Source organism: Polyangium fumosum (assembly GCF_005144585.1).
In the GTDB taxonomy this organism is placed as follows: domain Bacteria; phylum Myxococcota_A; class Polyangia; order Polyangiales; family Polyangiaceae; genus Polyangium; species Polyangium fumosum.
Map to the genome: position 1 here is coordinate 1 of NZ_SSMQ01000133.1, position 13,493 is coordinate 13,493.

6 protein-coding genes and 1 pseudogene are annotated in these 13,493 nt (G+C 64.6%); 5 read left to right on the top strand and 2 right to left on the bottom strand.

The genetic code is table 11. The annotated features are described in order from the left end of the window. The first annotated feature begins 510 nt into the window (after positions 1–510). Together E8A74_RS50260 and E8A74_RS50265 are read left to right on the top strand one after the other, a co-directional pair. On the top strand, positions 511–966 hold the full coding sequence (locus E8A74_RS50260; protein ID WP_136936336.1) for a nuclear transport factor 2 family protein: 456 nt from the start codon (positions 511–513) through the stop codon (positions 964–966). A 123-nt stretch (positions 967–1,089) separates the two neighbouring features. Continuing rightward, entirely contained in the window at positions 1,090–2,130 is a 1,041-nt protein-coding gene (locus E8A74_RS50265) for a hypothetical protein (RefSeq protein ID WP_136936337.1), read from the top strand. 430 nt (positions 2,131–2,560) lie between these two features. Here the strand turns inward: E8A74_RS50265 and E8A74_RS50270 are convergent, their stop codons facing one another. After that, positions 2,561–3,094 (bottom strand): protein kinase family protein, encoded by a 534-nt coding sequence (locus E8A74_RS50270; RefSeq protein ID WP_136936338.1) that lies wholly within the window; start codon positions 3,092–3,094, stop codon positions 2,561–2,563. 41 nt (positions 3,095–3,135) lie between these two features. Between E8A74_RS50270 and E8A74_RS50275 the strand changes: the two are divergent. Together E8A74_RS50275 and E8A74_RS50280 are read left to right on the top strand one after the other, a co-directional pair. Beyond that, positions 3,136–3,516: pseudogene (locus tag E8A74_RS50275) on the top strand (FHA domain-containing protein); the annotation flags it as partial. 329 nt (positions 3,517–3,845) lie between these two features. Beyond that, entirely contained in the window at positions 3,846–11,123 is a 7,278-nt protein-coding gene (locus E8A74_RS50280) for an RHS repeat-associated core domain-containing protein (protein WP_136936339.1), read from the top strand. A gap of 614 nt (positions 11,124–11,737) precedes the next feature. Here E8A74_RS50280 and E8A74_RS53660 read toward each other — a convergent pair. After that, a complete protein-coding gene (locus E8A74_RS53660) occupies positions 11,738–12,004 on the bottom strand; it encodes a hypothetical protein (RefSeq protein WP_170229998.1) in 267 nt (88 codons plus the stop codon). A 69-nt stretch (positions 12,005–12,073) separates the two neighbouring features. On the opposite strand from E8A74_RS53660, the gene E8A74_RS50290 reads away from it, so the two are divergent. Further along, positions 12,074–13,015: a hypothetical protein gene (locus tag E8A74_RS50290; RefSeq protein ID WP_136936341.1), complete on the top strand. Its 942-nt coding sequence runs from the start codon at positions 12,074–12,076 to the stop codon at positions 13,013–13,015. The last annotated feature ends 478 nt before the right edge of the window (positions 13,016–13,493 follow it).

Consider the following 13,493-nt stretch of genomic DNA (forward strand, 5'->3'; position numbering starts at 1 on the left):
CGCAGACGTCTGCGCGCGCTTGCTGTCGAAGCTCGATGCGCCCGGCGGCCGGACGAACGCGCGTGCGCGCGGCGCCTGCCACGGCAGCGGGCCGGCGTCCAGACGGGGGTGAGCGAGGTGATACGACTGGAGGATCTGGTGGGGAGCGGTCAAGAAAGCGGACCGAGGAGCCATGTCCAAGAACGCGCCGGATAACGTGGCGAGCGCTCCACGGTGCGGCCGAGGGCGGCGTACCGGGATCACGGGCGCGCTCAACCAGAACGACTGGAACGACGGCGCCTTGATGACGGCTCCCTCCACCGCCGGCGGGGACACCGACCGGATCACCACCTGCACATTGGAACCGAATCTAGGTCAAACAATGTCCAGACGGCCGGCTTTTCATGTGCCGCGTGCGCCATGGTCGGTGCTATCCTGTCGATATCTCGCGCGCGGCCCCCGTTCTGGTGCATGACCGCGCTGGTTGTCATGCGCGTCGGCGCCGTGGGATGTGATGTCATGAGGTGACCCATGTCCAACAACGCTGTGATCGGGCAAAAGTTCGAGATCCACGAACTCGTTGCCAGGTTCGCCGATCTCGTGAACCGCAAGGCGATGAATGAAATGCACCACCTCCTCACGCCGAACGCGGTGCTCGACATCCCCGGCCATCACGTCGCCGGCCGTGACAACATCGTCACGTTCCTGGCCGACATCCCGAACAAGTGGAGCACCATCATTCAGGCGGTCCACTCCGGCACCGTCGAGCTCGTTCCGCACACGCATCCCCAGCGGGCCACGGGGCGCTGGTACCTGAGCGAGTTCGGCGTGCTGGAGGGCGTCGACACCAACGTGGGCGGCGTCTACAGCGATGAATACGTGCGGACGGCGAGCGGATTCCGGTTCACCCGGCGTCGGTTCGATCTCCTTTACATGCGCTCCGGGACGAGCGTCACGGCCCAGCCGTTCCCCTCCGACCTGCCCTGAAGAGCCTGCCGACCAAGGGCTTGCACCCGACGCACGTTCCGCGCGCGGGTGAAGCCCCAGCCGTTGGGCGGTCAAGGCTGGGCTCTGGCTCGACGTGACCGCCAGATCGCGATATGCGAACGCATGGATTCACGCGACGTCGCTGGCCTCTTGTTGTTGACCCTGGCTACGGCATGCGGCGCGCGCACGGCCCTGCCCTCGGATGGCAACGGCGCTGACGACGGCGCTGCCGGCAGCGCGAGTTCGTCGGGCGGCGCGCCGTCGTGCACCCTCACCATCGACGCGATGGCGACCGCCGTCCCATCCCTCATCGCCGAGGGCGAGCGCATCTACTACGTCGCGACCGAAGGGCGCGTGATGTCGGCGGATGCGGACACCGGCGCGACGACGCTGCTCGCGCAGATCCCCGTGCAGGCACTCAACCCCACCATTTCGCTCGCGCTCGACGCAGACTGGCTCTACTTCACGTTCATGGGCGAAAAGGACGGCTGGCCCGGTCTTTGGCGGATCCCGAAAGCAGGCGGGGTGCCCGAGCATATCGCTTCAGGCAGGATCGACAATGTCTTCGTCGACGAGACGGGGCTCTACTGGACCAATTTCCTCCCCTACGAAGCCAAGCACGAAGTGTTTCGTCGACGGCCAGACGGCACGACGCTGTCTCTGGGCGTGACCGACAAAAACTACGGCTATCTGCGAGGTATTTTCCGCGGCACGGCCGGCCTCCTCGTACCGTCGGGGACCACGTTCTTCGCGTTCGACATCGACGGCGCTGGCGCGACCACGATCTCGGACGTCGTCGGGCACATCTCGTACCCTTTCGAGCGCGATGGCGCGCTCTTCTTCAACGTCGACATCGCCACGCCGCCGCGCGGTTTTTTCCGCGCTTCGCTCGACGGCACGATGGCGCAGGAGCTCTACGAAGGCCCCTTCGAGCGCGTCATCACGGACGGCGTAAGCTGGGTCTTATCCTCCTCGAAAGACGGGGAATATGCCATCTTCGGCGCGTCCTATCCAGACGGCGAGTCGTCGCTCGTATATGACAGCCCGATCGACACCTCGCCGCGCGCGGTGGCGCTGACGCCGACCCGGCTCGTGCTCGGGGCCGCGTGGTGGGAGTGGGAAACCGGCATTCGAAGCCTCTGTCGAGACGCGCTCGGGTTATGATCGGACTGCAAACCAATCGAGCTCGGATTCTCGCGTTCGGGCTTCTCGGCTGCTCGGCAGAGCCAATGTCACCCCCGGAAGCCCCGCCGGTGCGACCGCTCGTGACCGCGTCTGCCACCCTTCCATCACCATCCCCGTCGCCAGCCGCGTCCATCCCACCTGCCGCGCCGTGGCGGTCGCGGCGCGGCGAATGCGATCTCACCCGAGCGATTGACGCGTTCGTCGGGGCAGAGGTGGCAGAGGACTGCGGGGACATGCCCGAGAGGCCCCAAGAGGAGGCGTACGAGCGCGCCCGCGCCTGCGCGCTCAAGGCCCACGCGGCGCACAAGCCGTTCCGGCTCGTATGGGGTGGACCGAGGATCGACTCGATCATGCGTCAGGCGACGGTGGGGAGATTCGTGGACGGACGCTACGAGGTGCGATGGTTCTCTTATGATAGCTGCCCTTCGGGCTGCGGCGACGCAGATCCGGTGTGGGGGAGCGACCGCTGCGATTCGATGGCGGAGCCGGCGCCGGCTTCACGTCCGTGTTCTGGCCAGCGACAATCGACCACGTGCCCCCCGATTGCTTCATCACGTAGCGCATGCGGGGGCGCAGCACGCCCTGCTCGGTGGCCTGCACCCCCGGAGGCAGCCCCGTGCACCCCGTCCACGTGGTCGGTGTCCACCACGGCCACGGTGGGCTCGAGAAAGCGCGGCTTCCTCACCGTCACCTCCGTCCGGCTGTCCTTGAAGACGCTGGCGAAGACGGTTATCCGCCGCTGTTCCATGCTGCCGAGGACGCGGCGTAGCGTCACGCCGCGGACCTCCTTGATGGTGAACCAGATCCTCCCGTCGGACATCGTGCCGGCGTCGTGCACGGGCACGATGCCCGGGTGCTGGAGCTTGGCGGCGAGCCGCACCTCGGCGAAGAGGTGGTCGCGGGCTCGTTCCGCGTCGAAGAGGTCACTGCCCACGAACTTCATGGCCAGCACCCGACCCAGCAGCCGGCCCCGCGGGGTCGGGGGAGCACGCGGTTCTGTTCTGGAGCGAGGGGCAATGGGTCCTGTGCGACCTCGGCAGCACGAATGGCTCGTTCGTGGCAGGGCGCCGCCTCTCGGTGGGAGAATGGGTGCGAATCGAAGAGGGCGCGGAGCTGCGGTTTGGTGGGGATGCGGAGCGCTGGGTTCTCGTCGATGGAGGCCCCCCGGTGGCCGCGGCCTGCGCCGACGAGGGGGGCGAGATACACCGCGCGGTGAATGGCTTTTTGCCCCTGCCCGCTCCGACGAACCCGGAGCTCACGCTCTTCGAGGATAATGAGGGCCACTGGATGCTCGAGGGCGAGAGCGGGACGCGCGCCGCCGTGGATCAGGAGCGCGTCGAGGCGGGCGCTTTCGGCTCTACATAATACCGCCGCCGATCGACGCCGGCCTGGTGCCCACGACGCGGAGGCACGACGCGGATCCCAAGGTCGGTCCCCCTCGACGAGACCGTCATGACCACGTCACAGATACTGTAACAGCGCCATGACAGTTGTTGCGCGCCCGCAACAGCTTGTACTGGCAGCTTCTTTTCTCCCGCCCATCGACGCCAGAAAACGTTGTTGGTCGCATCGGCATGGCTCTTGCCGAAGGGATAAAGCACTAGCGCCGGCAACACAGCCACAAACACGAGAATATGCTGAGTGCGTCACGATGTGATGGCCCATCGTCACGCCGCTGGCTCCAGGAGGCTTAGATGCGCGAACGAAGTGGTTCCATCGGATTTGCCAGAGCCGTGCTGGTCGGGCTCACGATTGCCGAGATGACGGTAGCGGGTTGCTCGACGCCTGGAACGAATGAGAACGACAGGGTCAGGTCGGCCCAACAGGCGACGACGCAGGATCCGCCGCCCAGCGTGCCGCTAAACCCGCCAACGTCGACGCCCGTCGGAGTTGGCACTTTGCCGGGCAATCTCGACGTCACGTCCGGCGGAATCGCGACGTACCACATTCCCATCGACGTGCCGGCGGGTCCGCGCGGCATGCAGCCTGCCGTCGCGCTCTCGTACTCGAGCGCGCGTGGCTACGGCATGGTCGGCGTGGGCTGGAGCCTGTCGCCGCGCTCCGCCGTCACGCGCTGCCCGAAGAGCTTCGCCAACCACGCGCAGCCAAAGGGCGTCGTCGTCGATACCACCGATTCATTCTGCCTCGATGGGGAATTGTTGTGGACGCAGAGACGCAACGGCCTCGACAACGCGGACTATCGGCTGCGCGTCGGGCGACAGACCAAGATCACCGGCGTAGGCTCGACAGACACCGTGCAGTCTGGCTTCGAGGTTCGTCCGGGCAATGGCGCAGTTCGCTACTACGGCGCGATGCGTGATCCAGCAGCCGGCGTCGTGACGAACGGCTCGACCATCAACTACGTCGAAGGCACTACGGCCAAGCCAGTCGCCTGGCTGCTTCGGGAAGAGCGCGACCCGTACAACAACCGGATCGTTTACGACTACGAGTCGGCCAACAATACCTATCGCCTGCAGAAAATCAGCTACGGGTTCGTGAACGGACAAGCGACGCGGACCGTCGAGCTCACGTACCGCGCCAAACGCACCGATTACAAGGCCCAAGGCTGGTACATGGGCGTTCACTCGCGCATGGACTATCTGCTCGACAGCATCACCACCAAGGTGCACGGCGAGGTCGCGTTCACCTACAAGCTTCGCTACGATCACGACTCGTTCACGTGGCGCGAGCGCCTCGTCGGCGTGACCAAGTGCACGCGCAGCGAAACGTGCCTCCCCGAAACGACGTTCGAGTATCAATCGGCGACGCACGGCTTCACCAAGCTCGTGCAGCACCCTTACAACGGAAAGAAGTTCCCGCTCGGATCGAATGCCCACAAGGAATGGGACAACCTATGGATCCCGTATGCTGACTTGGATGTGACGGTCAACGGCGAGGAACTGAAGTACGCCAACGCCTTGCACATCCTGGACGCCAATGGCGACGGTAAGGCGGATCTGATCGGCCGGACCGAGGCGGCGCTCGATGTCGAGTACGCGTACAACAACCAAACGATTTCGATCAAGACACGACGACCCGAACGCTGGTTTGCTTGGGGCTATGAGTCCGAGCCCTCTTACATCACGCAATCGATGGCACCGGCGCGAATGGACGAAGCGCTGTCCTATCTCAACGTGGTGACCGGCGTCACCGACACGACGATCGTCGCGCAGACGGAGAACCGGGTGGTGACCTCGCTGCCCACCTTCACGGGTCGATTCGACGTCGATGGCCTCGATGACGTGATCGAGCCGCTTGCCGTCGACCCGTGGATGTCAGAGCCACCCGGGGAGACGCAGGGCGTGGCGCGTGGCTTTCACGTCATGTACTCGCAGAAGGGACCCGATCCGGACGGAGAGGTGGAGTTCCTCTCGACGAGCTTCGAGCTGCCCGACGCGCAGACGAATCCGATCGTGAGCTACCTGCCGGTCGACGCGAATGGGGACGGGCTGAGTGACATCCTGTTCTGCAAGTCGAGCGGCGTCATGGAGTCGGACGACGACTTCACGCGCACGAAGCGCATGCCTGGCCGATGGCACCTACTCATGAACGAGTCGGGCAGCTTCTGGTCGAGCGCGCAGGCGGGCGGGCAGAACCTGGGGATCGTATGCGACGCGGACGACCTCTTGCTCCTGCTCGATTACGATGGCGACGGGCGCGTCGATCCGCTGGTGGTATCGGTGCGCGACGAGTCGTTCAACAAGTACCATCCGTGGCAGTGGACGAATTACCAGGCGTTTCTGTTCCATAACGCGGGGAACGAGATCACGGTGACGCGCACGGACACGGGGCTGCCGCCCGACAAACTGCAGCGCTATTCACGCTCGAGGCAGCGGGCGAAATGTCACTGGTTTGACAGCGGCACCGAGCGCTGTGTCTTTGAAAAGACCGGGCAGGCTCCGGGCGATCCGTGGTGGCGCGATCACATGGGCTCGCCGACGCACATCGGCGGCGTCTCCGACGACAAGGTGATGGACGTCAACGGCGACGGGCTGAAGGACATCGTGCGCATGGAGTACAGCTACGCGCCCGAGGGCGGCGAGTTGCTCACTGCGACGGAAGCACACCCGGGAATGGACAAGGTCCTCCTCACGAAACTTGGTGCAAGCACGGCGGGGCTTGCCTACCCGGGTGGTTTCCCGGTCGACGCCCATCATCCGGCCAAGCCCTACCTGGTCGTCTGGTTCAATACGGGGCACGGTTTTACACGCGGCGGCGGAGGTTCCACGCAGCAGCAGTCCTACTGGAGGGGATATGGAGTCAATGAGAGGCTGACCTACAAGGGGTTTCAGAGATACTCGCCGTATGATTACGACCTCGACGGCAAGGAGGAACTTCTCGGCAACGACCAGCTCGGGGAGCCCGGCGAGTGCACCTGGAATCTGTTGACGCAAACGTCGTGTGACAATTACGCGAAGATCCTGAGGTTCGATGTCTTGGCGCAGACCTGGAATTCCGAATACGGCCTCAACGCCACTCGACAGAATCTAACCCCGCCTGACGTCGAGCAGCCCGCGATCGAGCTCACCTGGGGAGGGCCGAGCGGCGACTACGATGGCGACGGCGTCGTCGACGTTACTGAGATCGAGAACGACACGCTGACTATCTGGAGGCGCAACTCGAAGCCTGCTGATCTGCTGGTGAAGGTCACAAACGGCCTCCAGCATCAGACCACCGTGACCTACGCGACCGGCCTCGAGGCGCGCAGCTACAAAGCGCCCGAGGGGCTCCTCACCAATCCCACCGATCCGGTGAGTCCTCAGATTCGCGGGTTCTCGACCGGGCCAGTGGTCCGCGCGCGCACCGAATACACGGAGGGAACGGACGACCCCACCGATCAAGTGCTCATGACGACCTATCGCTACAGCGACCTGCGCATCGACCTCTACGGTCGCATGGCGCCCTATTACAAGGTGACTCAATCCGACGCGAAACGGATCGATCGCGGCATTCATCACCGCAAAGTCAAGGTCGCAGGGAACGTCGGGTGGAACTCCCAGGTTCGAGACTACGAGCAGGCCACTCCGTCGCTCTCCTTTTCGTCGACGAACTATGACGTGTCAGCACCGCTCTCGCTGCAGACGAATAAGGCAATGGCGGTGACGATCGGCTCGACCAAGCAGAGGATCCTGCCTCATAGCGGCATCTGGCACACCAAGTACAGGTCGGAGACCAAGTACGAGACGTACGAAGTGCCGATCCCGGAGGGCGATCCCTGCCAGGTGGACTTCGGCCCGACGTGCGGACCGGCGCGCGTGGCCGGCCTGGCACCAACCCGCAGCACCGTTACCTCAGTCCCCTCCGACAAGGTCAACGAGATCGGCCTGCCGCTCGAGTCGACCACGGTGAGCGGCGATCGCACCATCGTGACCAAATACGAGTGGAGCAACCTCGGCGAGCCATGGGTGATCGGCATGCTCACCAAGACGATCGCCACGGAGACCTTTCAGGGCGAGACGCTGACGCGTACCACCTCGTCGACCTTCAACAACCGCGGCGTTATCGAGACGACGACGCGCGAGCCTGATCAGGCTCCATACAAGCAGGCATTGACGCGGATCTACACGCCTGAAGGGAACGTGTCTTCAGCTTCGCTGACGACGGGCGAGGGTGCGAGTCGCTGGATGCTTCTGTTCTGGGACGCCGACCACGTGTTTCCAGTCACCAGCCAGAACGCGCTCGGGCACGAAAACGAACAGGTCTGGGACAGCCGCCTGGGGGTGATCCTCGAAAGCAAAAGCGAAAACGGCTTCGTTGAAAAGACTGCTCATGACGACTTCGGGCGCCCCCGCTGGAAACGCGCGTTTCGCTACGGCCAGCCGATTGACCCCGGCACGATGATCGATATCGACGCCCCCGGTCCGACGGCGCATCCAAAGGCGCGCCTGCAGGTGCGCAGGACGGTCGAAGGCCACGGAGTCACCTTCAGCGATTACGACGCCCTCGGGAGACTCCTTTACCAGAAAGCACCGGGGTTCGGCGGCCAGGAGAGCTACGTCACGCACGCATACGATGGGTTTGGACTTTTCAATCGCCATTCGTTGCCCGCCTTCGATGGCCAGCCGCCGGCGGGATCGACGGTCACCTACTTCAATCCGCGTGGAATGAAGACGGCCGAAGTCAACGCCGATGGTACCTCCCGTGAGTTCCAATATGGCTCGTTTGCTCAACCGTTTACGACCTGGTGGCACGACGAGAACCAGAACTGGCACCGCAGCGTCGGCAATCAGTACGGGCAAATCGAGCGGACCCTTGATGGCTACGCGTTGAACGCCAACGGTGGTCCGGCGAACGATGATGCGGAGATGTGCTTCTTTTACCGGGTTGGTGGCCGGCTGCGCACGACGATTCCCTGCAACGGCATCCTCAACCCGAACTGGGAGGGCCCCCAGGAGAAGGTCATCGAGTACGACCTCCTCGGGCGCGTGACGTCACAGCAGGATCCGCAGCACGGCCTTTCGCTGACGAGCTACACCGGATTCGACGAAATCAAGACGGTGACCGCGGCCGGCCACACCGTGCTCCACGAGTACGACATCCTCGGCCGGCGACGCGTCCGCAGGGTGTTCCAGTGCCCTGACCCGGGGCGTCCCTGCCAGGGGAGCGTGAATTTGGTCAGCACCTCGACCTGGGATTACGACGTCAAGATGATCGGTGCGCTCGACAAGGTTACCGGTGATACCGGAAACACGCAGGAGCCGTTCTACAACGGCGCTGGCCGCGTCGACCGCATCCAGTATGGCATCCAGGGCGAGATCTTTGAATACGGGTACGCCTATGACCTGCTGGGCCGGCCGCTCGCCATGCGGTATCCGGTCGGCGCTGGCCAGCCTCCCGTGGTCGTGCAGAACGAGTACGACGCATTCGGCGTGCTCGAGAAAGTCGTCGACGCCAACGATCCGAGCCATGAGTTCTGGAACCTCAGCAGCGTCGACGCGGCAGGGCGCATCACCGAAGAATCACACGGGCAGCAGATCTGGAACCGCTACGTGTTCGATCCTGAGAATGGAAACCTCACCGAGCTCGAATCACTCAATCCGAACGACACGTTCCAGCACTTCCAGCTCGGGCACGACGATCTCGGCAACGTGACCTCCCGGGAGGATCTGCTCTTCAATCAGAGCGAGACCTTCCACTACGACGAGAAGAACCGCCTCGATAACGTTGAGACCACCACCCAAGGCGGTGTCACCAACATCACGACCTACTTCGATCGCTGGGGCAACATCACCCAAAAGGCAGCGTCGGCGTTTCAGTACGACAGCAAGCTGCGCCTGGAGTCCGGAGCCGGGGTAACATTTACTTATGACGACTTCGGGCGCGCGCTCACGCGCAGCCAGGGCTTGGCGTCCTCGACGTTCGCCTACAATTGGTTCAGCAAACCATACGAGATTCAGTCGAGCGGCGACACGCTGCGCTTCGACTACGACGCGGCGTTCGCGCGGGTCTCGAAGGAGTCGATGACCACGGGCGTCAAGACGATCTATGCCGGCGAGCTCTACGAGCGCACGTCGGATCCGAATCTAGGCGTGGACGTCCACACCTTCACCATCACCGCCCGCGGAAAGAACGTCGCGCAGATTCACCGCCAGGTGGAGGACGGCGTGGCGGTGGACCAGGTGCGATACCTCAGCACCGACCACCTCGGCTCGACGAGCCTGGTGACGACCAAGGACGAGCAGGGGATGCTCGAGATCCTCGAGCGGCCCTCGTACGATGCCTGGGGCCAGCGGCGCTCGCATCTCTGGGGCCAGGCGTTGCAGGTGCCCGATCATCCGGTCACGATCGGCTTCACCGGACATCTGTCAGGGCTGGAGGGCGGCGTCATGAACATGCGTGGCCGCTTCTACGACCCGACGGTGGGGCGGTTCCTCACGCCGGATCCGATTGTTCAGTCGCCGACCGATATGCGGAGCCACAACCGCTACAGCTACGTCTGGAACAATCCGCTCAATGCAACCGACCCGACCGGTTTCGAGATGCTGCCACCGCCGGGGCCGGGGCCCGGCACACCGCCGGGCTGGGAGACGGGAGATGGAACCGAGGGGTGGACCCCCTGCGGCCCGATGGCATGCCCGCAAGACCCGAACGCACAGCCCATCGACCCGGGCATGCAAGGCAGCACGACGCAGACGTCCAATCAGCCTCCTCCCAAGCCGGTGACCACGATCGCGCGCGACACCTTTGCGCCCCCGCCCGTCGTCCACCTGAACGATCAGTGGGTCTCTGACGGGCCCAACGCAGCCCTCGACATGGATGATCGGGGACCGGCTCCCGCACCCGCTGCGATGCCATCGCCGCCGCCCGAGGACCCGCGCAGCAAGGCGATTCGCCTCTGGATGGAACGCCGCCAGCAAGACGGTCTGGCCAGGTACGCGAGGACCAACGCGGCGATCGGTCACCTTCTCGACGCCGGTTCGCTCGCGTCGGTCGTCGGCAACGCCGAGAAGGTGGCCATCCTGCCCGGGGTCGGCCGCCTCACCGCGTGGTTCCCGACGCTGGAACTTGTCGGCGACCGCCTGACGCTCTTCGGCGGCGTGCTGTCGGTGGCGATGGAAGTCGGGAACGAGCAGCGGACATGGGGCTCGACATTCAGCGCCGCGACAGGTGCGGTCTCGGCCGGAGCCTGGGGACTCTCGAAAGTGCGGACCACCTGGTGGGTCCTTTCGGGAGGTGCCGGGACGATGGGGGCCCTGTCCACCGGCGCCGGCCTTCTGGGTGCTGCGTACGCGGTCGGGAGCATGGTCGACTGGCTGGTCATCAAGCCTCACTGGGCGGCCATGCGCGAGCGCGCTCGCGCGCGCGCGGAGGAGCGCGCCTCGAGCGAAGCGAGCGGACGCTGGAAGGCCCAGCAGGAGCAGCTACGATACGAGGCCTACCAGCGCGGGCTCCAGGAGCCCCCGACGGAGGTAGAGGCGAGCCCGCTGCAAACGATCCAGGAGCAGTGGATCCCGGCACCGTACACTCCCTGAGCGCTCCGGGCGCCGCGGATCGATGCGAGCCTCACGTCTTGCGCGCGGCAAGCGCGGCGAACCCGCTTACGCCCTAACCGCCCAGCGCCCGAGGCTCGCAGGCCCTGGACGGGGACCAGGGTGAGGACGGCAGAGTTGTCCGCCTCGCCCACCCCGTTCCGGGGATATCTCGGGGAAGGCTTCGACCTGAGCCTCAACGCGCTGTTCGAGAGCGGCGTCGCGGCGCTCCTCGATGGCATCGTAGCGACGGCTTCCCGCGCCCGCGGCAACAATGTGGCGGCAGTTGTCGAGGGCGTAGAGTGCCTCGGGCGTGGGATCGGCACTGGCGGGCCCAGGGGGCAGGGGCGAGGAGGGGGAGGGCTAAAAAGGGCAGAACACGGGGCGTGCCGGCACATGATCCGGCCCACCGGGGGGCCGGGCCCGAAACGATTCCCGCGCGGCCCCTCGCCTACCTCACGGCCTGAGCATGGGTCTCATCGCCGGCCGTCGCGCCGAGGCGCTGCCCCCGCGCAGCGCCTTCGCGCTGAGACCCATGCCATGACGATCGCTTCCTCGCCCGGGACAACCACCTCATCCGGCGCCTTCCCCCGTGCAGCCTCCTTCGCCGCAGCGCTTCACCGATTCTTCGACCGCTGACCCTTCCACGCCGCGAGCGGCGCCAGCAGCCTCTCCGCGAGCGCCGCCGTCGCAGGCTCGTTCTCCCGCACGTGCGCCGCGACGCGCAGCACGTAGCTCCGCAGCGCATCGATCGCCTCGCCCTGGGCCTTGCCCAAGCTGTGCGGATCGGACGCGGGCCGCGGCTTCGTGATCCCGAGCGCCTCTCCGTACGCCGTGTGCGCGAAGATGAGATCGTCCAACCTGTGATAAGCCGGGCCAAGCATCACCTTGCGCCTGCCCTGCTCACCTGAACAGCTTTTCCAGGATGGTCTGGCACGGTACGCTCCGCCACCATGAGCGGTACTTGCTACAGGTGCGGCAAGAAGCTGGGGCTTTTCGCTCCCTCCAAGGCGATCATTTGCGAGCCGTGCGAGAAGCGGCGAGACGGCTCCTTGTATGCGTGGGGGCAAGCCCTGAACGAGGCATTGCGCGACAATGAACTCCACCTGCACGAGGAACTTCAACTACGACAGTTTCAGGCGAAGCTCGGCTTGATGGACCATGAGCTGTCAGCCTTCATGCCGCGGCTGCAATATGGCAAGCTGCTTATTCATGCCCGCGCTGGCATGATCCCACCTGTACAGGCGCCGTTCCCCCTGCACACGGGCGAAGTTGCCTATTTTGCCAGTGAGGCATTTATCGCCGATTCACGGCTAAGCCAGGTTTGGATAAAGGGCTACCAAGGGCGCAAAGGATACAATGCCGATGTCGCGGTGGCGATACCCCTCGGGCCCGGACGGTTTGCGGTGACCAATCGGCGCTTGGTCGTCGCTGGCCCTATGTGGATTGAGGCGCCCGCCGAAGACATTTCGTTTGCATGGGTAAGGGATGATGGCGTGCAGGTCACCCTACGCAATCGAGAAGCGCCCGTGTTCGTCAACTGTCACCAAAACGACTATGCTGCTGCTGTCCTATCGTACGCCGGGGAGGCCAAGGGCGAGGTTCGGCCATTAACGGGGCGAGCGCACATCTACAACACCTATTCGCCGAATACAAGCGTTCAAATCTTCCCGGATGAGAATGCACTCGCCTACTATGAAACGGTTGTCCTCGCAGAGCGCAAAGACGAAGCGAAGGCGTTCTCCGGCCGCATGCCAACGGTCCCCGCGGGTACGATTGTGGTGCTCGGCGAACCCGCTTCGGATCACATCGCCTTTCGCGTGGAATCGGGTCCGCTCGCGGGGAACACGGGCTACGTCCCCTACCAGCACGTGCACGCGACTGCCCAGGCCTGAGCACCGCTTAATCACGTCGGGACATGCTCGCGGCGGTTCGCGCGGGGTCTCACGCCCTCCGACTGACAGACCGATCCATGCGAGCCTCCCGCCGAGCGGTACGAACTCACGGCGTAGGAGCGGCCCGAGCAGGACAGCACGGGGGTCCCCTCCCTCGCCAGTCACGTCCCTGCCCACCGGCACCCCAGTTTGTGCCTTGCCCAAGCTGTGCAGATCGGACGCGGGCCGTGACTTTGTGCCTCCAACCACATCTCTGTGCGACGTGTGCGCGAAGATGAGCTCGTCCAGGAAGGGCTTGCGCTTCAAGTCGTAGGAGGGAGGACCCAAACCGATACGCGTATCGGTTCGGGTCCTAGAGCAACGATCGGGTAGAAAGCCAGATCATTCCGAGCAGTTACGTGACGAGGATCGACAAGGCCAGACGGCTGTGCTCTACTGCGCGCGGCTCGCCCAGCCTGCACGGAATAGGTCTCCGCCA